Raw genomic sequence first — 20442 nt, 5'->3', positions numbered from 1 at the left:
AGGAGTAAATTATGATTCAAAATAATGAGCATTTTGATTTAGATCTTGAAAGGGCGATTTTAAGTTCTTGTATATATAGCGTGGATTCATTTTTTAGTGTGTCTTCAGATATTGAAATTAATGATTTTTCACTTAAAGCTCATCAAGATATTTATAAAGCAATTTTAGCTTGTGTAAATGCAGGTGAGCCTATAAGTGCAAGTTTTATAAGAAAGCATAAAAAAGTAGATGAGCAAGTTTTAGCCGAAGTTTTAGCTACTACTTCTATTGCAGATGTTAGTAAATATGCGTATGAATTAAGAGAAAAATCCATAAGACGCCAGCTTTTAAATTTTGCTTATACTATACCTACAAGAGTAAATGAAGATAAGAGTATTTCGCAAATTTCAGATGAGATAGGAAAAGAAATCTTTAATCTTACAAATCGTGTTAATAGTAATAGTATTAAAGATATGACTATGGTTATGTCTGAGCTTATGGATGAGTTTAAAAAATTAAAAGAATCTGAAAATAAAGATATTTTAGGGCTTGATACAGGTTTTAGTGAGCTTAATAAAATGACAAAAGGTTTCAAACCAGGTGATCTTGTAATTATTGCAGCACGCCCTGGCATGGGTAAAACTACAATTTGTCTTAATTTTATAGAAAAAACGCTAAAACAAAATAAAGGTGTTGTAATGTTTTCATTAGAAATGCCTGCAACTCAAATTATGCAAAGATTAATCAGTGCAAAGACTTCCATTCCTTTGCAAAAAATTCTTATAGCTGATTTAAACGATGATGAATGGAGCAGAGTAGGAGATGCTTGTAATGAGTATGCGAAAAAAAATCTCTATATTTACGATAGTGGTTATGCAAGTATAGCTGATATTCGTGCAATTTTGCGAAAAATCAAAGCACAAGATGAAAGTATAGAGCTTTGTGTGGTAGATTATATAGGTCTTATGATGAGTAATTCAGCTTTTAATGATAGACATTTACAAGTAAGTGAAATTTCAAGAGGTTTAAAGCTTTTGGCAAGGGAATTAAATATGCCAGTTATAGCACTTTCACAACTTAATCGTTCATTAGAAAGTAGAGCAAATAAGCGTCCTATGCTTAGCGATTTAAGAGAAAGTGGTGCTATAGAACAAGATGCAGATACCATTTTATTTGTATATAGAGACGAAGTTTATAGAGAACAAGAAGAAAAAGAACGAGAAAATAAAGCAAAAAATGAAGGAAAAACTTATGAGAGAAAATTTATGCCAAATCCCGTACAAGAAAAGGCTGAACTCATTATAGGTAAAAACAGAAATGGTCCTGTAGGACATATAAATTTGCTTTTCTTAAAAGAAAAATCGTGCTTTATTGAAGCTCCAAAAGAAGATTTTGTGGTTACTAACTTTGAAGGTTAATTCAAAGAGTAACCATAATTTTTATGCATAAAAAGCTCTAAATCTTTAAAATCAATCTTTCCCATTAATTCTTCTACCACTTGCTTATAGACAATTTTTCCATCTTTAATCACAAATGCAGCTCTTGCTAAAAGACCTGCAAAAATACTATTGGATATTAAAACCCCATAGCTAGTGCCAAACTCCTTAAAAGCAAAATCACTTGCAACGATTAAGTTGTTAATTCCTTCGGTTGCACAAAAACGATCCATTGCAAAAGGTAAATCCATGCTTACTATAATTACTTCAATATTTTTCATCGTCGCTAATCTTTTATTGCTTTCTTTTGCTTGTTTGGAGCAAATTTGAGTATCTAAACTAGGGAATGTTAAGATAATTTGTGTTTTACCAATAGGTGCTATTTCTACAGGAGCTAAATTTTTTGTTCTTAAGGTAATTTTTGGTGCCATATCTCCAACTTTTATTTCTTCTCCTGTGAGTTCTATTTTTTGTTCTTTATACATTATTGTTGACATATTTTTCCTTTGTTATAATAATATCATTTTAGCTAAAAGTAAAAAGCTAAAAAATCCAAGTCCATCAGTAATTGCAGTGATAACCACACTAGAACCTACTGCGGGATCTATTTTAAATTTTTTTAAAGTTAAAGGCACAAAAGAGCCTACAAAACCTGCTAAAGCTAGATTGATTAACATTGATAAAGCTATAACAAGTCCCAAAAGAGCTGTTTTAAACCATATAAAAGCTATAATGCTCATAATAATTGCAAAAATCAATCCATTTAATAAAGAAATTCCGCTTTCTCTTAGTATAACTTTTTTAGCATCTTTAAATTCGACTTCATTAAGTGAGAGTTTTCTAACTGTAACTGCTAGAGCTTGTGAGCCTGTATTTCCTCCCATAGAAGCTACTATAGGCATAAGCACTGCTAAAGCTACAAGTTTTTCTATCTCTCCTGAAAAAAGACTGATAATATTTGCTGAAATTAATGAAGTAGTAAGATTAATCATTAACCAAAAAGCTCTTGCTTTGGCTGCTTTAAATGCACTCTCTTCTTCAACATCTGCATCAACCCCTGCAAGATTATAAATTTGTTCAGTTGCGTTTTCTTGGATAAGATCATGTATATCATCATATGTGATTCTTCCTAAAAGCACTCCATTGTCATTTATAACAGCTAGAACGCTTAAATCATAATCTTCGACTATATCAATAGCTTTTTGTATATCTTCATAATCTTTAATACAATAGCTTTTATATTTTTCGCTATTATTTTTAATAATATCTGCAAAACTCAATTTAAAATCCCAAAGCAAAAGATCGCTTAAATTAATAGAATTACATAATTTGCCATTTCCGTCAATTATATAAATTTGAAAAATTTGATTTACTTGTCCTGAATGTTTTAGTATTCTATATCTTTTAATAGCTTTTTCTATGCTTTCATCAATTGATGCTGTAAAAATTTCTGTTTGCATATATGCACCAGCAGTATTTTCATCATAGTTTTTTAAGCGTAAAATTTCTTCTTTGTCTTCTGAGCTTAAGCGATTTAAAATAGCTAGAGTTTTTTCAGAATTTAGCTCTTCAAAACGCTTAATTAAATCTGTTGCATCATCACTTTCTAATTCTTCTACCATTTTAGCTATTTTAGTAATGCTTAAATGTTCTAAAATATCTTCTAAAATATGATCAGGAGTTATTGTAGCAACATTTGCAAGCGTAGAAGTATCAAAAGATTTTAAAGTTTGTAAATACAAATCTTCATTATGTTTTTTAATGGTTTTTAAAGCTTCATTAATCTCATAAGTGCTTTGGTCTTTAGATATATTTTTTAAAAGTTCTTGTGCTTCTAAAAAATCATTAAACATCTCAAAGCTCCATAAAATTTTCTATATTTTGCTCTTTTGGTGGATTTTTAAAATCTTCATTAACATTTTGCAAGCGATTTTCATATGTTTTTGCTATTTTTAAAAATTCTTCTTTATTTTTACCACTTAAACTTGATTTTGGAATTTTTACTATAGTTTCGGGATTGATTGCTTTGTTGTTAAAATAAAGTCCAAAATGTAAATGCGGACCAGTACTCATACCAGTAGATCCTACATAAGCTATTACTTGCCCTTGTTTAACTTTTTGTCCTCGTTTGATTTTAGCAAAACGACTAAGATGAGCATATAAAGTCATATATCCTGATATATGTTTTACTTGCACCACTTTACCATATCCACCTTTATTACCAATAAAACTAATAGTTCCCTCTCCTGCGCTTTTAACAGGAGTGCCAGTAGGTGCAGCATAATCAATACCTAAGTGTGCTCTATAGCGTTTCAAGATAGGATGATATCTTGCTCTAGTAAAACGATCTGAAATTCTTGTGTATTGTACAGGTTTGGTTAAAAAGAAATTTTCAAGCTCTTTTCCTTGTGCGTTATAATAAGAATCTTTATATAAAAAAACTGAATATTCTTTTCCTCTGATGTTTGCTAAAGCAGCGTTAATACTAATATCTCCAAAAAGCTTCCCTAGTCTTCTTTTTTGCTCATAGATTAAAACAACACTATCACCTTTTTTTACTTTTTTAAAATCTACACTATTTCTAAAAGCACGCACCATAGCTCTTGCTAAAGTTACACTACCGCTTTCATCATAAACATCTTGATAAGCCGAATTGTTGATTTTTACATATAAAGTTCTAGTTTCTTTGGTGTAGGAAATAGGAGTAAAATTAAGTACAAATTTATTTTCTGTGTTTTTATATATGTGGATTTGTAAATCATCACTTATTGGGATTAAAACTTGCTCAAGTTCGCCTTGCTCATCTTTTAACATTTGATATTTTATACCACTTGCAATTTCTGCACTTAGTTCTTTGTCTTCTGCATCAAGGCTATAATATAAGTTAAGTGGTATAGAATGATCTTGTAAAAAATCAAGTAAAGTTTTACCATTTTCCCAAGAAAGTTCTTCGACACTTGAAATTGCAAAAAGCTTTATAGAAATAAGCAATGATATTAATATTCTTTTCATAATATTTTAAAACCTTATAAAATTTAAAACATAAATTTGTATTTTACTTAATTTTTCTTACAATTTTGTAAGGAAAAAACAATATAATTTAATTTTTAGTCGTCTTTAAGGAGTATAAATTGTCAAAAATTATTTTAATACTTTGTTGTTTTTTAGCGTTTTTACAAGCTAAAAATTTTGATTTAATACAAACAAAACTTGAAAAAGTAGATGATATTTATGGTTATGTAAAAGATGATCCTAAAATTTTATTACATTCAAGTGGTATAGTAGTTCATGAAATTGATACCCAAAAATCTATTATTGCAAGAGCAAGTGTAATAGGGCGTGAGAATGGTTATGTTAAATTAGAATTTAAAGTTTTTGATATGTTAGCACAAGATGCAATGCCTTTACCAAATGTTTTGCCACAAGTTGGTGATAAGGTTATTTTAAATTATTTATATGATAGGGCATTGATTATAGCTCCTGATAAAAGCATATATGATTTTATTGCTCAAAAATTAAACAATCTTTACTTTTTACATCCTGATTTATTTGGTGCTCATATGATACAAGAGTATCGCCAAAGCCCAAGAAGATCAGATTTTAGATCGTTTTGTTCAAAAAATGCAGTAGGACTTTTAGTAGTTGCTTTAGAAAAAAAAGCTGAGATAGTTGATTGTCAAGATTTTGAAAAAATACAAGAGTTTGAAATTCCTAAAGCAAAGGATTTGCAAATTCCATTCTACTCAAGAATTACAGGTTATAAAAGTGATATTTTTAGCTTAAATGATGAAGTGATTGGGAATTATTATATATATTATGAAAAATTAATTAGCTTAACTAGAGAAAAATAATGCAAGAAATTCATCAAAATTTTTTCAAAAGTCTTTTAGGCGGACAAAATGCTTATTTTGATCCGATTCATAAAAGAGCTTATAGTTATGATGCAACAAAAAAACATTATTTACCAGATGGAGTACTCTTTCCGCGAGATGAAAATGATATTGCTCAAATTTTAAAATATTGTAATGAACATAAAATTATAGTTATTCCTAGAGGTTCAGGTAGTGGATTTACTGGTGGAAGCTTAGCTATTAATGGTGGTGTGGTATTAAGCTTTGAAAAGCATATGAATAAAATTTTAGAAATTGATCTTGAAAATTTAGTAGCAGTGGTTCAACCTGGTGTGATAAATATGGCTTTGCAAGAAAAAGTAAAAGAATATGGTTTATTTTATCCACCTGATCCTGCAAGTATGGAGTATTCTTCAATAGGAGGTAATGTCAGCGAAAATGCAGGAGGTATGAGAGCTGCTAAGTATGGTATAACTAAAGATTATGTAATGGCACTAAGAGCGGTTTTGCCTAATGGAGAAATCATTAGGGCAGGTAAAAAAACCATAAAAGATGTAGCAGGTTATAATTTAGCTGGAATTTTAATAGCAAGTGAAGGATCTTTAGCCGTGCTTAGCGAGATTACTTTAAAATTAGTTGCTTTACCTAAGTTTAAAAAAACAGCTATGGGGATTTTTAATAGTATTGATGATGCAATGAATGCAGTATATAAAACTTTAGCTAAAGGTGTAACTCCAGTTTCAATGGAATTTTTAGATCAATTAAGCATACAAGCTATAGAGCAAAAATTTCAAAAAGGATTGCCTATAGATGCAGGTGCGATTTTAATTGCTGATGTTGATGGTAATGTAGAAGAAGCTTTGGAGGAGGATTTAAAAATTTTACAAGAAAGCTTTTTAGAATCAAATGTAAGAGAATTTAAAATAGCAAAAGATGAGCAAGAGGCTATTGATATTTGGTTTGCAAGAAGAAATTGCTCTCAAAGTATAGCTATGTATGGAAATTTAAAGCTTAATGAAGATATAACGGTGCCGCGTTCAAAACTACCTGAGCTTTTAAGAGGCATAACCGAAATTTCTAAAAAATATGGTTTTAAAATACCTTGTTTTGGTCATACTGGTGATGGTAATGTGCATACTAATGTAATGGTAAGTGATAAAAATAATGTAGAATTAGTAAAAAAGGGTTATGAAGCAGTAGAAGAAGTGTTTAAACTTACTATATCTTTAGGTGGGACTTTAAGCGGGGAACATGGCATAGGTATTTCAAAAGCTCCCTTTATGAAGCTTGCTTTTAGCGAAGCTGAAATGGAATTGATGAGAAATATCAAAAAGGCTTTTGATCCAAATAATATACTCAATCCCTTTAAAATGGGACTTTGATGAATTTTAAAAACTTATTTAAAATTCTTTTAGCTTTAAGAGATAAAGAAATTTTAAATTATGCCGCAGCTTTGAGTTTTTATACTATTTTATCTTTAATACCACTTTTGTTTTTGTGTTTTTGGGTTTTTACTCAAATTCCAAGTTTTGAAATATATCAAGAAAAAATTAAAAATTTAATTTTTACTTTTTTAATCCCAACTCAACAAGATATAATCATACAATATATCAATACTTTTTTAAAAAATAGTGTTAATTTGGGTTTAATTGGACTTTTAGCTATGGCCTTAACTTCTTTAGCTTTTTTTTCAGGCTATGATTATGTTATTAATAAGCTTTTAGAGGAAGATTCCAAAAGTCTTTGGCATAGCATTAGCTCTTATTGGACACTAGCAACTTTAACTCCACTTGGACTTGGAGTGAGTTTTTATATTTCAGGTTTTATACAAAAAACTTTGGATGAATTTAATATTGCATTGAATCTTTTTGAGATTTTACCTTATGTGATTATTTGGGCTTTATTTTTTGTATCTTATTCAAGCTCTGTAAGTAAAAAAGGCGATTTAAAAGCCCTGTTGATTAGTTCTTTTGGGGCCTCTGTGATTTGGTATATTTCTAAGATGGTTTTTGTATATTATGCTGTATATAATAAAACTTATTTAAATGTATATGGTTCTTTTTCTGTAATTTTATTTTTCTTTTTATGGATTTATATTTCCTGGATTATTTATCTTTTAGGATTAAAAACTTATTTGCTTTTAAATCAAGAAAATAAAGGGAATAAACCCAAGAGAAACTACAAAAAGAGCTAAATTTTTATGTAAAATAGCAATAAAAGATAAAATTAAATATAATATGTAGTATTTAAAAGATATGGAAAAGTTTATGCTATAAAATTTTATTTCAAAAAAATTTAATAAATATCCATCTAGCAAATTTCCATAAGAAATAAGATGTAAAAATAATACTAATGGATAAAATATAATAAATATAGCACTCAATGGAATTGCTAAAAATTGTTGGAAGCTTAACAAAGGAAAAAAATATAATACGGGGATAATCATTGCTAAAAATGTCCATAAATTCAATAATACTATATGAATTAAATTGGAAAAATTATTTTTAAAATGATAAAGATATAAATAAATGTAAAAAACACCTAGACTAGAAAATAAAAACCCCACACTAAAAAGTAATCTTGGAAAAATACTTATGCAAAGAATAATGCTTAAAAACAAAAATTTAAAGCTTAAAATTTTAATACCCCTGCTTAGTAGATAAAATCCAAACAATGCCATACATAAAGCCCTGGTATATGAAGGTGTAAAGTCTATTAAGAATATATATAAAAATAAAAGAAAAAAACAAAAAATACTAAGATCTAATTTTAAACTTCTGTAAGGAAAATAATGTTTTTGAAAAAAGGCATATAAAGGAGCAAGTATAAAAAAGCAAAAAGCAAATAACAATCCTAAATGGTAGCCACTTATAGCTATTAAATGTGCAATGCCATAGTAATTGACATCATTTCTAAGCTCATAAGAAATATTTTTTGCAAAAAATAAAGCTCCAAAAAATTCTTTTGTTTTTTCATTATGATGTTGATTTAAAAAATATTCCACAATAACTTTTTCTTTTTTTGTTTTAGTTATATTAAAATCATAACTTGGCGCAAAAAAACTTTTACTAAGATAATCTTTAAAATTAATATTTTTAGTAATAATTCTAAGATTTAATACATCGTTTTTGCTTATATTAAGTTCTTTAAAATTAGTGGTATAAAAGACAAAATCGGAGTTTTTTAATTTTAAAACTTGATATTTTTTACCTTTTTTATTTGTTTTATAATAACTTGATAAAACTACATTATCTTTTAATAATAAATGCTTTGAAATTTTAAAGTTTTGATATTTTTTATATTCATAACTTAAATTAATACCAAAGACACATATAAAGCATAAAAATAAAATAAAAAATTCTCTATAAGAATCTTTTATAGAGAATTTTAAACTCATTTTTTCCTAGAAAAGCGTGATAGATATAACCATATTATAAGGATTAAAGTGATTATAAAAATAGGTGCTATATAAGGATAATTAGAAAATACCTCAAAAGCTTCTTTTAAAGTATTTCCAAAAATAAAACCAGCATAACCTAAAACTATAGCCCAAATCAAACTAGCTAAAGTATTGATGATGAAAAATCTTATAAAGCTAAATTTGCAAAGACCTGCTGCTATAGGAATAATAGTCTTTACCCCATAGATAAATTTTTGTACTACTAAAAGCAGGTCCCCGTATTTTTTGATTTTTATCATTGCAAGAGCAATTTTTCTTCTATGGTTTTTAAAATAAGGCATTATGTCTTTTTTATAGTATTTTCCTAAAACAAAAAGTAAAGTTGAACCTATTGTATTAGCTAAAAAAGCTAAAAAAATACATAAATGTAAATCAAGTTTAGTAGAACTTGCACAAAGCACTCCAGCAGCAAGTATAGCTACCATACCTCCACCAAATGAGTAAAAAAATAAAATCAAATAACCATAAGTGCTAAGATTATCTATCATTTCTTGCATGTAAAACCTTATCTTGCAAAATCAATAGCTCTTATTTCCCTGATAACATTAACTTTAATTTCACCAGGATATTGAACTTTTTCTTGAATTTCTTCAGCAATTTCTTTAGCCAAAAGTATAGATTCATCATCATTGATTAATTTTGCATTGACTATGACTCTAATTTCTCTACCAGCATTAATTGCATATGCTTTTTTAACCCCTTCTTTACTTTTTGCTATATCTTCAAGCTCGCTAACTCTTTTTAAGAAAGCTTCTAAAACTTCGCGTCTTGCACCAGGTCTAGCTGCACTTAGTGTATCTGCTGTACAAACTGCTGCTGATTCTATACTTGTAGCATCTTCGTGGCCATGATGAGCATAAATTGCATTAATTACCACTGGGTGTTCTTTATATCTTTTACAAAGCTCAGCACCTAAATCCACATGAGAACCTTCAAATTCATGCGTTAGGGCTTTGCCTATATCGTGTAAAATTCCAGCTCTTCTTGCGAGTTTTTCATCTCCACCGCATTCAGCTGCGATTATACCTGCTAAGTGGGCTACTTCTAAAGAATGAGCTAGTGCATTTTGTCCATAACTTGCTCTATATCTTAATTTTCCTATTAATTTAACAATTTCAGGATGAATTTGATTTAATCCTAAATCCATTACTATAGTTTGCCCTTCTTCTAGGATATTATCTTCAAAATCTTTACAAACTTTTTCATGAATTTCTTCTATTCTCGCAGGCTGGATTCTTCCATCTTCTACTAAAAGTTCTATTACTTTGGTGGCTATTGCGCGTCTATAAAGGTTAAAGCAACTTACTATAATTGCCCCAGGTGTATCATCTATGATAATATCTACTCCTAAAACCATTTCTAAAGTTTTTACATTTCTGCCTTCTTTACCTATAATGCGTCCTTTTAATTCATCATTTTTGATATTTACTACATTTATAAGTCTTTCAGCTGCAAATTCTCCAGCAAATCTTGAAGTAGCTTGAGCTAAAATAAAATTAGCCTTTCTCTTAGCTTCATTTCTCGCTTCTTCTTCGTATTTTCTAACTATATGTGCGATTTCATCTCTTGATTTTTCTTCGGTTTTTTGTAAGATTATAGTTTTAGCTTCTTCTTGAGTAAGTCCAGCTGAGTGTTCAAGAATTTTTAAAACATCATTGAGTTTTTGAGTATATTTGTGCTTTAAATTCTCATTTTCTTCTATCAAGGCTTTCATATCTTGTTTTTCTTTGATGAGTTTATTTTTACTTTCTTCGTGAAGTTTTTCTTGATGATTTAAAAATTGTTCTTTTTTGTTTAAATCTTCTATTTTACTAGAATGCTCTTTTTGAAGTTTTTGTAATTTTTCATCAAATTTTTTCTTTGCACTAAATTCAGCTTCAGCCACAGAATTTTTTGCATCTTTAAGAACTAATTCAGCTTCGTATTCTATAGCTTTTGCTTTTGCTTTTGCTTGCTCTAAAAAGATATTGAAATTTGCATCATTAATCTTTTTGGCGACTACATATCCAATCCCTGCGCCTATAAAAACGGCTATTAATGCGACTAATATTTCTATCATTGTTTTTTACTTTCCTAAAATATTTTTTATAAGGGTTTATATAAAAATTCCCTTTTATATCATGGTTTTGACTAAAAAATTGATGACTTCTTGCATCTATTATTTGTGTAAAAATAACTAAAGGTTTTTTATAAGAAATTGATTCGAAAAACCTATCATAGAAGCCTTGACCATGACCCACTCTACCTAAATTTGCATCAACACCTATAACAGGAATGATTGCTACATCTATTTGAGTTTGTAAAAAAGAATTTTTTGGTTCATATACCCCAAAACTCTTTTTATCAAGAGCTAATCTTAATTTTACTACCTTTAAACTTTTATCTTGCATAAATGGAACAAAAATTTGATATTTTTTTGCTAGAAAATGCCTATATTTATAAAGATTTACTTCGTATTTTAAAGGAATATATATAAGAATATTCTTACAATTTTTATAAAATTTGAGTATTTTCTTTATTTCTTTATAGACTAAAAAATCCTGTTTGTATTGGTAGTTTAATTTTTGTTTGAGCTTATTTTTTTGTTCTACTCTAAAACTATTTTTTATCAAAGCTTTCCTTAGGTTTTAACTTTTTATGTTATACTTTTAAGCTTAAAAAAATATAAGGATATTCTTTGAAATTTAAAATTTTGTTAATGGTTTTTTCTATGTTTTTTTTATTTTCATGTTCAAATGATAAAAAAAATTCAACTGTTGAAAATTCAGATAATTCAAGTCTATCTCAAAGCAATAATATTAATTTTACTTTAAAATTCATTGATGGTAGAAAAATGTTTATTAAAAGTTATGAGCAAGGTTTTAGTTTTGATGATAATTCTAAAGCAAAATTGTTTGTATTTTTTACTACTTGGTGTGCTCCATGTAAAGCACAAATTCCTCATTTAAATAATTTGCAAAAAAAATATCAAGATAGATTCGAAGTTATAGCACTATCTTTAGAGGAAAATAAAAATCAAGAAGTAATTGATTTTATACAAGAAAATAAAATGAATTTTCCGGTAGCTTTAGGGGAAAATAATTTTATTTTTTCTAAAATTTTAAATGTTAATGCTATTCCAACTATGGTATTATTTGATACTAACGGGGAAAAAATTAAAGAATATTTAGGAATGATTCCTGAAGAAATGTTAGATATAGATATACAAAAAGTGATAATGTAATGTTTGGATTTTTAAAAAATGGTTTAAAAAAAACCTTAGAAAGTATTAATTTAGTCAAAGCAGACAACAAAGTCATCACAAAAGATCTTTTAGAAGAAATGCTTTTAGAAGCTGATGTGGCTTATGAAATAGTAGAAGAAATTATTTATTATTTACCGCCAAATGATGAGGTTAAAAAAGCTGATTTAGAGCGTGTAATGGGAACTTATTTTATCTATGATAAGCCACAAACTATTAACGCTAAACCTTTTGTTGATTTGATTTTGGGAGTAAATGGAGTTGGTAAAACTACAAGCATAGCTAAAATGGCTAATTTGCATAAAAAAAATAATGAAAAAGTCATACTTGGAGCGTGTGATACTTTTAGAGCAGGAGCTATAGAACAACTCAAACTTTGGGCTCAAAAACTTGATATGGATATCATTGCTACTTCTCAAGGACATGATCCCTCAGCTGTTGCTTATGATGCTATATCAAAAGCTTTAGCAAAAGGATATGATAGAGTTTTGCTTGATACCGCAGGACGCTTGCAAAATCAAAAAAATTTAGCAAATGAATTAGAAAAAATTGTTCGTATTAGTGCTAAAGCGATGCAAGGAGCTCCACATAGAAAAATTTTAGTATTAGATGGGACTCAAGGAGTGGCTGGAATTTTACAAGCTAAGGCTTTTAATGAGCTTGTAAAGCTAGATGGGGTTGTAATTACAAAGCTTGATGGTACTGCAAAAGGTGGGGCTTTATTTAGTATAGCAAGAGAGCTTGAGTTGCCTATTATTTATGTAGGTGTGGGTGAAAAAATGGATGATATTTGCGAATTTAATGTTAAAGAATACTTAGAAGCTATTTTGGAGCCTATTTTTAAATGAGTGTTTTATCAAAAAATTTAACCGCATTAAATAATCCTTATTTGTATAATAAATTAAAAGATATAAAGATAAATCAATTTCAAAAAATAGAAAATGGGGGGGGGTATATAGAGTTAAATTTTTTAAATGTGCAAACTAATACTCCAATTTATCAAAATCCAAATTTACATTTGCAAGAAAAAATTTCTTTTTATAATGATAAATATCTTTTATATCCTATTTTGTATTTTTATGGTTTTGGCAATGGAATTTTATATAAAAGTTTATTGCAAAATCATCATTTAAAGCATATAGTTGTTTTTGAAGATGAACTTGAAATTTTATATTTAGCCTTTAGTTTTATAGATTTTTCTCAAGAATTAAAAGAACAAAGACTTATAATTTTAAATAGTGATATTTCTGAGTTAGATTTAATGAATTTTTTTCAAACTCCTCCATTTTTTAATTTTTTAAGACTTTATGATTTGCATTTGCATAATGAATATTATGAAATATACCATGAAAAGATATTAAATTTAAGTGAAAAAATTATCCAATGTTTAAAAACTATTGTTATATATCAAGGCGATGATATAAAAGATACTCTACAAGGTATAGCACAATTTATTTATAATTTGCCTAAAATGATTAGTAATTTTCCACTTCAAGTCTTCATAAATTCTAATAAAAATCAAGTAAAATCAGCTATTATAGTATCTACTGGACCATCTTTGAGTAAGCAACTTTCCTTGCTTAAACAATATCAAGATCAATTTAGTATATTTTGTGTTGATAGTGCTTATTCTATATTAGCAAAAAATGATATTAAACCTGATTTTGTTTTAATGAGTGAAAGAACTGAAGTAACATCTGAATTATTAAAACAAAATTATGAAAATATAGATAAAGATATTATTTTTATTTTAGTAGGATTGGTGCATTCGTTATCAATTGAATATTTGGAAAAAACAAATAGAAAATATACACTAGTTCCTTATACAACTAAATTTATTGACAATCTAAATTTAAATAGTTTTGGTAATTTATCAGCAGGTAGTACTGTTGCTTTAAATGCTTTGCATATAGCATGTGAGTTAAATCATGAAAATATCATTTTTATAGGTCAAGATTTAGCATATGGGAAAGATGGTAGTTCGCATCCTAAAGATTACATTTATGGTGCAGGTTATGAAAGTAATATGACAAAAGAATTATCTACAGCTTATGGAGGGTATGGCGAAGTTTTTACTCATAGTACTTGGAATACATTTAGACTCACTATACAAAATTATATAGCTAGCAAAAAAGGTTTTAAATTTTATAATGCCACAGAAGGTGGAGCTAGGATAGAAGGCACTATAGAAAAACCATTTAAAGAGTGTTGTGAAGAATTTTTAGATGAAAATTTAACAAAGCCTTTTGAAAAACCATCGCCATTAGATAAAAAAACTCAAGATGATTTGTTATTGCAAAGTTATAAAGTAATTAATGATAATTTAGAGTTTTGTGATGGATTTATTAAAGATTTTGAACTTTATTTTGAAAATCTAATACAAATAGAAAATAAAATTCAAGCTTTGACAGCATTTAAAGACAAGAAAGAATTGATAATTAAAAGTATAAATGATTTAGATATTTATAAAACAAAACTTGATGAGTATTGTAAAACTTTTTTATATGAATTTATTAGACCTTTTTTGCAGCAATTTGAATTTAATTTAGCAAGAATTTATGTTTTAAATCCTAAAAATGAAGAAGAATGGCTTGGTAAAAATATAACATGGATTAAAGATCATGTATTTTTATTTGAGGTTTTAATAGCAAATATTAAATTATTAAAAGAAGAGATCAAAAACAATATAAATCCTTTAAAAGAAGAGCTTGTAAAAAGAAATTTAAAAGCTAATTAATATATAATTTTTTAAAAATTAGGTGATTAAATGGCTAAAAAACAAATTTTATTTGAATGTCAAGCTTGCGGAAATCAACAAAGTAAATGGCTTGGAAAATGTCCTGATTGTGGCTCTTGGGATAGTTTTATAGAATTAAAACAAGAACAAATTAAAATTTTAAAAGAATTAAATTCTTTTTCAAGTACTCCAAGTTCTGCAGTATGTATTAATGATGTTATAGTAGAAAATTTTACTCGTATAAGCACTCAAGATAGCGAGCTTGATTTGGTTTTAGGCGGTGGGCTTGTAGTTGGATCTTTGGTTTTAATCGGAGGCTCTCCCGGGATTGGTAAATCTACACTTTTATTAAAAATTGCTTCAAATTTAGCAAGAAGTGGTAAAAAAGTCTTGTATGTAAGCGGAGAAGAGAGTAAATCGCAAATCAAAATGCGTGCAGATCGTTTAAATGCAAATTGTGAGAGTTTGTTTTTATTAACTGAACTTTGTTTAGAAGATATTTTAAGCGAACTTTCTAAAAAAGATTATGAAATTTTAATCATTGATTCTATACAGACTTTATATTCTAATAAAATCACTTCAGCAGCAGGTAGTATAACTCAAGTTAGAGAAATTACTTTTGAACTTATGCGTTTTTGCAAAGCAAATAATATAAGCACTTTTATAATAGGTCATATAACAAAAGATGGAGCCATAGCAGGTCCTAGAATTTTGGAGCATATGGTAGATGTAGTGCTTTATTTTGAAGGTGATACTAATAAAGAAGTAAGAATTTTAAGAGGTTTTAAAAATCGCTTTGGAAATATAAGTGAAATCGGAATTTTTGAAATGACTTCAAAGGGTTTAATTAGTGCTAAAGATGTAGCTAATAGATTTTTTACAAGAGGAAAGGCAGTTAGTGGAAGTGCTTTAAGTGTAGTAATGGAAGGAAGTAGAGCTTTGGTGCTTGAAATTCAAGCTTTAGTTTGTGAAAGCACTTATCCTAAAAGAAGTGCTACAGGATATGAAAAAAATCGTTTAGATATGTTAATAGCTTTACTTGAACGCAAGCTTGAAATTCCACTTGGAAGATATGATGTTTTCATAAATGTAAGTGGTGGAGTGAAGATAAATGAAACAGGAGCTGATTTGGCTGTGGTTGCGGCTATAATTTCTAGTTTTAAAAATAGACCTTTAAGTAAAGATAGTGTTTTTGTGGGAGAGCTTAGTTTAAATGGCGAGATTAAGGAGGTATTTTCACTCGATACGCGTTTAAAAGAAGCAAAAATGCAAAAATTTAAAAATGCTATAGTTCCGGTTAAACCTATGGAAGAACTCAGCTTAAAGTGCTTTATAGCAAAAGATTTAAAAGAAGTTTTGGAGTGGATGTAAAAATAAGCATTTTTTCATTAAAATATAAGCATTTTTTTTTTATAATATTAGCTTTGAAACATTCTGCTAAGGATTTTTAATGAAGGATTTATTTTTATTTAGTTCTTTTATAGATTCTAGTCATACTTTCGCATACTTTTTTCATTTGGGTATAGTGGTTGTAATTTCTTTAATTCTAGCAAAGCTTGCGACAAGATCAATGCAAATTGTTCCAAGGGGTAGTCAAAATTTAGCTGAAGCATATATGGAAGGCATTCTAAGTATGGGGAAAGATACCATGGGTAGTGATGAAGCTGCTAGAAAATATTTACCTTTAGTAGCAACAATAGGTTTTATAGTTTTTTTTAGTAATATTATAGGTATTATTCCTGGATTTGAAGCACCAAGTGCAAGTTTAAATTTTAGTGCAACTTTGGCTATTATTGTATTTATATATTATCATTTTGAAGGCATTAGAACTCAAGGATTTTTTAAATATTTTGCACATTTTATGGGGCCTGTAAAAATTTTAGCACCATTAATGTTTCCTATAGAAATTGTTTCTCATTTTTCAAGAGTTATTTCTTTATCTTTCCGTTTATTTGGAAATATTAAAGGAGATGATTTATTCTTGGCAGTTATTTTAGCACTTGTGCCTTGGGTAGCACCTTTACCTGCTTATATGCTTTTAACTTTTATGGCATTTTTACAATCTTTTATTTTTATGATTTTAACTTATGTTTATTTAGCAGGTGCAACTATAGTTGATGAACATCATTAATTTTTAAAAAGCAAAAAATATTTTTTGCTTTTTTCTTTTCTAATATTCTTCTTTTATTCTTTTTTAAACTCTTTTTGAAATAAAAAACGCTAAAATAAATAAAAATTTTTAAGGGAAATTTTAATGTTTGAAGTTGTTATAGGACTTGAAGTTCATGCACAATTAAATACAAAAACAAAAATTTTTTGCTCATGTGCAACTTCTTTTGGAGAAAAATCAAATACAAATGTATGTCCAACATGCCTAGCTTTACCAGGTGCTTTGCCTGTATTAAATCAAGAAGCAGTTAAAAAAGCTATAGCATTTGGAAAAGCAGTTAATGCAACTATAAATAAAAAAAGTATTTTTAATAGAAAAAATTATTTTTATCCTGATTTACCAAAAGCTTATCAAATTTCACAATTTGATATACCTATAGTGGAAAATGGTGAGTTGTTTATCAATGTAAATGGAGAAAATAAACGCATAGGTATCACTAGAGCTCATTTGGAAGAAGATGCAGGAAAAAATATACACGAAAGTAATTTTTCAAAGGTAGATTTAAATAGAGCAGGTACGCCTTTGCTTGAAATCGTTAGTGAGCCTGAACTTAGAAGCTCTGATGAAGCGGTTGCTTATCTTAAGAAATTGCATTCTATTATAAGATTTTTAGATATTTCTGATGCGAATATGCAAGAGGGGAGTTTTAGATGTGATGCTAATGTTAGCATTCGTCCAAAGGGTGATAATAAGCTTTATACTAGAGTCGAGATTAAAAACTTAAATTCATTTCGTTTTATCCAAAAGGCGATTGAGTATGAAGTAAAACGCCAAAGTGAAGCTTGGGAAGATGGGAAATATGAGCAAGAAGTGGTGCAAGAAACAAGATTGTTTGATACGGTTAATTTAATAACTAGAAGTATGAGAGGTAAAGAAGACTCAGCAGAATATAGATATTTCCCTGATCCTGATCTTTTGCCTGTGATTTTAGATAATGAAATGTTAAATCAAAATATACCAGAACTTCCTGATGAGAAAAAAACTAGATTTGTTAATGAACTAGGCATTAAAGAAAGTGATAGTGAAGTGATTGTATCTTCATTAGAACTTTGTAGATATTTTGAGTATTTAATTGATCAAAAATTAAATCCAAAACTTTGTATTACTTGGCTTACGACCGAGTTAATGGGACTTTTAAAAGGTGAATTGACTATAGAAAACTCACCTATAAAGCAAGAAAAATTAGCTGTTTTGATCAAACGCATAGAAGAAGGTGTTATTAGTGCTAAAGCAGGTAAAGATATCTTAGCTTATGTGTTTGAAAACACAGAAGTTGAAATTGATGATGCTATTGAAAAGCTTGGTTTAAAACAAGTAAGTGATGATGGTGCGATTGAAAAGATTATTGATGAAATTTTAGCAAGTAATGAAGATAAAGTAGCTGAATATAAAAGTGGCAAAGATAAACTTTTTGGTTTCTTTGTTGGTCAAGCAATGAAAGCAGGTAAAGGTGCATTTAATCCTGCTAAAGTGAATGAAATTTTAAAAGCAAAACTTGGTTAAATATGAAAATAGCAGTTATTGGTGCAGGAAAATGGGGAAGTGCTTTATATGATGCATTGAGTGTTAAAAATGAATGCGTAATAACTTCTTTTCACGAAAAAGATCTTTCTTATTTTGTTAGCACCAAAGAAGCTTTAGAATATGGATATTTAGTTTTTGCTTTATACGCTCAAGGAATACATGAGTGGCTTGCAAATAATTTTAAAGATTTAAATCAAAAAATTCTTGTTGCTTCTAAGGGTATTGATTGTAAAAGTTTAAAATTTATGGATGAGGTTTTTAGTGAATTTATAAGCAAGGATAGACTTTGTTTTTTAAGCGGTCCTTCTTTTGCAAGTGAAGTTTTAGAAAAAAAACCTTGTGCTTTGGTTGTTAGTGGAGAAAATCAAGAACTTTGTAATCAATTTGCAAGTTTTTTTCCAAATTATATTAAAACTTATACAAGCTCTGATGTTAAAGGTGCTGAAGTTTGCGGTGCATATAAAAATGTTTTAGCAATTGCTAGCGGAGTTTGTGATGGTTTAAATTTGGGTAATAATGCAAGGGCTTCTTTGGTTTCAAGAGGTTTGGTAGAAATGCATCGTTTTGGACAATTTTTCAATGCCAAAGAAGAAACTTTTTTAGGACTTAGTGGAGCTGGAGACTTATTTTTAACAGCTTCAAGTAATTTATCTAGAAATTATAGAGTAGGTTTGAGTTTAGCTAGTGATAAAAATATAAAAGATATTTTAACAGAACTTGGCGAGGTAGCTGAGGGGGTGCAAACGGCTTATGCAATACATTCTTTATCAAAACAATTTCAAATTTATACTCCAATCGTTAATGAAGTGGTCTTAATGCTAGAGGGTAAAAATGCTTGGAAATCTTTGAAAGATTTAATGTCATCAAAGGAGGAAATATCATGATTATCAAAAATGCAAAAATTTATGGTGAGCAAAAGCTTGATCTTAAAATAGAAGATGGAAAAATTACTCAAATTGCTAATGATTTAAATGATGATGAGCAAATTATTGACATAGAGGGTAAGACTTTGCTTCCTTCGTTTATTGATTTAAATGTGAGTTTGCTTGATAATGAATTTAGTATAGATAAATTATATAATCTAGAAAAAGCATGCTTAAGAGGTGGGGTTGGAACTATAGTTTTAAAAGATAGTTTAGAAGCTAACACTCAAGGTTATGCACTTTATTTTGATAAGTTAAAATCTTTAGATATTAATATTCTACCTACTATTAATGTATTAGATAAAACAGGAAAATTAAAAAATATTGCAACTTTAATAGACTTGGGTGCTGAAGGTTTGGAGCTTTCAAGCACTTTAGGAGCAAATTATTTAAGACAATGTATGCAATATGCTAGTATGAAATCAAGCCCTATATTCTTAAAATGCTTTGATGAGAGTTTTGATGACCATGGTGTTATGAATGATAGTAAGATGAGCTTTGAACTTGGACTTATAGGAATTAGCGATATAGCTGAAATTAGTGAAGTAGCAAAAATGAAAGAGTTGGTGGAATTTTATGGAAACAATGCTTGTTTTGGTGCTTTGGGTATTATAAAATCTTTTGAACTTTTAGAAAATCATCAAAGTGAAATTTCAATTCACCATTTAATTAAAGATGAAAATGCTTGTGAAAATTTTAATACTTATGCAAAAATTCTACCTCCATTAAGATCTAAAAATGAACTTTCACACCTTATGAGAATGCTTCAAAATGGAAATATCACTTTTTTAACTTCTTTACATACTCCTAGTTCCAGGAAAGATTTGGCTTTTGATGAAGCAGATTTTGGAATTAATGCTATAGCTATGTATATGAGTTTGTGTTTTAATTTAGTAAAAGAAGGTTTTTTAACTTGGAAAGAATTGTGTGATTTTACAAGTTACAATCAAGCACAATTTTTGGGTCTAAATAAAGGAAAAATAGAAATTGGCTATGATGCTGATTTAGTTGTGTTTGATGAAAATACTTCCTATAATGGGAAAGATTTATATAAAAATGATAAATTAGAAGGCAAAGTAATAAAGCATTTTATAAAAGGAAAAGTTTTTAGCCTTTAAAGG

Annotated in this window: 19 protein-coding genes; 12 read left to right on the top strand and 7 right to left on the bottom strand. The window is 28.3% G+C overall.

Translation table 11 applies throughout. The annotated features are described in order from the left end of the window. Positions 1-11 precede the first annotated feature (11 nt). Positions 12-1397, top strand: a complete 1386-nt coding sequence (locus tag CARM_RS06345; protein WP_139425648.1) for a replicative DNA helicase — start codon at positions 12-14, stop codon at positions 1395-1397. On the opposite strand, the gene tpx is transcribed toward CARM_RS06345, so the two are convergent. The 3 genes from tpx to CARM_RS06330 are packed head-to-tail and all read right to left on the bottom strand — an operon-like array spanning position 1394 to position 4427. Next, positions 1394-1912, bottom strand: a complete 519-nt coding sequence (gene tpx, locus CARM_RS06340; protein WP_139425649.1) for a thiol peroxidase — start codon at positions 1910-1912, stop codon at positions 1394-1396. The two genes, CARM_RS06345 and tpx, sit on opposite strands and share 4 nt — an antisense overlap. A gap of 12 nt (positions 1913-1924) precedes the next feature. Continuing rightward, a complete protein-coding gene (gene mgtE, locus CARM_RS06335) occupies positions 1925-3268 on the bottom strand; it encodes a magnesium transporter (RefSeq protein ID WP_139425651.1) in 1344 nt (447 codons plus the stop codon). A 1-nt stretch (position 3269) separates the two neighbouring features. After that, complete coding sequence (locus CARM_RS06330) at positions 3270-4427, bottom strand: peptidoglycan DD-metalloendopeptidase family protein (protein WP_139425654.1); 1158 nt, start codon at positions 4425-4427, stop codon at positions 3270-3272. A gap of 128 nt (positions 4428-4555) precedes the next feature. On the opposite strand from CARM_RS06330, the gene CARM_RS06325 reads away from it, so the two are divergent. The 3 genes from CARM_RS06325 to CARM_RS06315 are packed head-to-tail and all read left to right on the top strand — an operon-like array spanning position 4556 to position 7460. Continuing rightward, a complete protein-coding gene (locus tag CARM_RS06325) occupies positions 4556-5266 on the top strand; it encodes a plasminogen-binding N-terminal domain-containing protein (protein WP_412842191.1) in 711 nt (236 codons plus the stop codon). Then, positions 5266-6648 (top strand): FAD-linked oxidase C-terminal domain-containing protein, encoded by a 1383-nt coding sequence (locus CARM_RS06320; protein ID WP_139425657.1) that lies wholly within the window; start codon positions 5266-5268, stop codon positions 6646-6648. The genes CARM_RS06325 and CARM_RS06320 overlap by 1 nt, the downstream gene beginning before the upstream one ends. Further along, positions 6648-7460 carry a YihY/virulence factor BrkB family protein gene (locus CARM_RS06315; RefSeq protein ID WP_139425659.1) on the top strand — a complete coding sequence of 271 codons (813 nt, stop codon included), beginning with the start codon at positions 6648-6650 and terminating at the stop codon, positions 7458-7460. Before CARM_RS06320 ends, CARM_RS06315 begins: the two co-directional genes overlap by 1 nt. On the opposite strand, the gene CARM_RS06310 is transcribed toward CARM_RS06315, so the two are convergent. From CARM_RS06310 to CARM_RS06295, 4 genes are read right to left on the bottom strand one after another with little or no spacing between them, the layout of a single operon-like run. Beyond that, complete coding sequence (locus CARM_RS06310) at positions 7407-8663, bottom strand: ComEC/Rec2 family competence protein (RefSeq protein ID WP_139425661.1); 1257 nt, start codon at positions 8661-8663, stop codon at positions 7407-7409. The two genes, CARM_RS06315 and CARM_RS06310, sit on opposite strands and share 54 nt — an antisense overlap. Next, complete coding sequence (locus tag CARM_RS06305; protein ID WP_139425663.1) at positions 8660-9223, bottom strand: DedA family protein; 564 nt, start codon at positions 9221-9223, stop codon at positions 8660-8662. Before CARM_RS06305 ends, CARM_RS06310 begins: the two co-directional genes overlap by 4 nt. An 8-nt stretch (positions 9224-9231) precedes the next feature. Next, positions 9232-10785, bottom strand: a complete 1554-nt coding sequence (rny, locus tag CARM_RS06300; protein ID WP_139425665.1) for a ribonuclease Y — start codon at positions 10783-10785, stop codon at positions 9232-9234. Then, complete coding sequence (locus CARM_RS06295; RefSeq protein ID WP_139425667.1) at positions 10709-11338, bottom strand: 5-formyltetrahydrofolate cyclo-ligase; 630 nt, start codon at positions 11336-11338, stop codon at positions 10709-10711. The genes rny and CARM_RS06295 overlap by 77 nt, the downstream gene beginning before the upstream one ends. Positions 11339-11403: 65 nt before the next feature. On the opposite strand from CARM_RS06295, the gene CARM_RS06290 reads away from it, so the two are divergent. The 8 genes from CARM_RS06290 to CARM_RS06255 all read left to right on the top strand — a co-directional run bounded on the left by CARM_RS06290 (position 11404) and on the right by CARM_RS06255 (position 20439). Then, positions 11404-11949, top strand: a complete 546-nt coding sequence (locus CARM_RS06290) for a TlpA family protein disulfide reductase (protein WP_236103495.1) — start codon at positions 11404-11406, stop codon at positions 11947-11949. Then, complete coding sequence (gene ftsY / locus CARM_RS06285; protein WP_039665909.1) at positions 11949-12815, top strand: signal recognition particle-docking protein FtsY; 867 nt, start codon at positions 11949-11951, stop codon at positions 12813-12815. The genes CARM_RS06290 and ftsY overlap by 1 nt, the downstream gene beginning before the upstream one ends. After that, a complete protein-coding gene (locus CARM_RS06280; protein ID WP_139425669.1) occupies positions 12812-14704 on the top strand; it encodes a motility associated factor glycosyltransferase family protein in 1893 nt (630 codons plus the stop codon). Before ftsY ends, CARM_RS06280 begins: the two co-directional genes overlap by 4 nt. A gap of 30 nt (positions 14705-14734) precedes the next feature. Then, a complete protein-coding gene (gene radA, locus CARM_RS06275) occupies positions 14735-16075 on the top strand; it encodes a DNA repair protein RadA (RefSeq protein ID WP_139425671.1) in 1341 nt (446 codons plus the stop codon). Positions 16076-16154: 79 nt separating this feature from the next. Further along, the gene (locus CARM_RS06270) at positions 16155-16835 is read left to right on the top strand and encodes a F0F1 ATP synthase subunit A (protein WP_139425673.1); all 681 of its coding nucleotides are present in this window, start codon (positions 16155-16157) and stop codon (positions 16833-16835) included. Positions 16836-16958: 123 nt separating this feature from the next. Further along, positions 16959-18377, top strand: a complete 1419-nt coding sequence (gene gatB / locus CARM_RS06265; protein ID WP_139425675.1) for an Asp-tRNA(Asn)/Glu-tRNA(Gln) amidotransferase subunit GatB — start codon at positions 16959-16961, stop codon at positions 18375-18377. Between the two features lie 2 nt (positions 18378-18379). After that, positions 18380-19282: an NAD(P)H-dependent glycerol-3-phosphate dehydrogenase gene (locus CARM_RS06260; protein WP_139425677.1), complete on the top strand. Its 903-nt coding sequence runs from the start codon at positions 18380-18382 to the stop codon at positions 19280-19282. Next, a complete protein-coding gene (locus tag CARM_RS06255; protein WP_139425679.1) occupies positions 19279-20439 on the top strand; it encodes a metal-dependent hydrolase in 1161 nt (386 codons plus the stop codon). The genes CARM_RS06260 and CARM_RS06255 overlap by 4 nt, the downstream gene beginning before the upstream one ends. Positions 20440-20442: the final 3 nt, after the last annotated feature.

It is taken from the genome of Campylobacter armoricus (assembly GCF_013372105.1).
Classification (GTDB): Bacteria; Campylobacterota; Campylobacteria; order Campylobacterales; family Campylobacteraceae; genus Campylobacter_D; species Campylobacter_D armoricus.
This window is presented reverse-complemented; position numbering and strand designations above follow the sequence as displayed.

Excerpts from the sequence above, each read along its gene's own strand:
- CARM_RS06345 (WP_139425648.1), top strand. The coding sequence starts at position 12 with ATGATTCAAAATAATGAGCATTTTGATTTAGATCTTGAAAGGGCGATT.
- tpx (WP_139425649.1), bottom strand. The coding sequence starts at position 1,912 with ATGTCAACAATAATGTATAAAGAACAAAAAATAGAACTCACAGGAGAA.
- mgtE (WP_139425651.1), bottom strand. The coding sequence starts at position 3,268 with ATGTTTAATGATTTTTTAGAAGCACAAGAACTTTTAAAAAATATATCT.
- CARM_RS06330 (WP_139425654.1), bottom strand. The coding sequence starts at position 4,427 with ATGAAAAGAATATTAATATCATTGCTTATTTCTATAAAGCTTTTTGCA.
- CARM_RS06320 (WP_139425657.1), top strand. The coding sequence starts at position 5,266 with ATGCAAGAAATTCATCAAAATTTTTTCAAAAGTCTTTTAGGCGGACAA.
- CARM_RS06315 (WP_139425659.1), top strand. The coding sequence starts at position 6,648 with ATGAATTTTAAAAACTTATTTAAAATTCTTTTAGCTTTAAGAGATAAA.
- CARM_RS06310 (WP_139425661.1), bottom strand. The coding sequence starts at position 8,663 with ATGAGTTTAAAATTCTCTATAAAAGATTCTTATAGAGAATTTTTTATT.
- CARM_RS06305 (WP_139425663.1), bottom strand. The coding sequence starts at position 9,223 with ATGCAAGAAATGATAGATAATCTTAGCACTTATGGTTATTTGATTTTA.
- rny (WP_139425665.1), bottom strand. The coding sequence starts at position 10,785 with ATGATAGAAATATTAGTCGCATTAATAGCCGTTTTTATAGGCGCAGGG.
- ftsY (WP_039665909.1), top strand. The coding sequence starts at position 11,949 with ATGTTTGGATTTTTAAAAAATGGTTTAAAAAAAACCTTAGAAAGTATT.
- CARM_RS06280 (WP_139425669.1), top strand. The coding sequence starts at position 12,812 with ATGAGTGTTTTATCAAAAAATTTAACCGCATTAAATAATCCTTATTTG.
- radA (WP_139425671.1), top strand. The coding sequence starts at position 14,735 with ATGGCTAAAAAACAAATTTTATTTGAATGTCAAGCTTGCGGAAATCAA.
- CARM_RS06270 (WP_139425673.1), top strand. The coding sequence starts at position 16,155 with ATGAAGGATTTATTTTTATTTAGTTCTTTTATAGATTCTAGTCATACT.
- gatB (WP_139425675.1), top strand. The coding sequence starts at position 16,959 with ATGTTTGAAGTTGTTATAGGACTTGAAGTTCATGCACAATTAAATACA.
- CARM_RS06260 (WP_139425677.1), top strand. The coding sequence starts at position 18,380 with ATGAAAATAGCAGTTATTGGTGCAGGAAAATGGGGAAGTGCTTTATAT.
- CARM_RS06255 (WP_139425679.1), top strand. The coding sequence starts at position 19,279 with ATGATTATCAAAAATGCAAAAATTTATGGTGAGCAAAAGCTTGATCTT.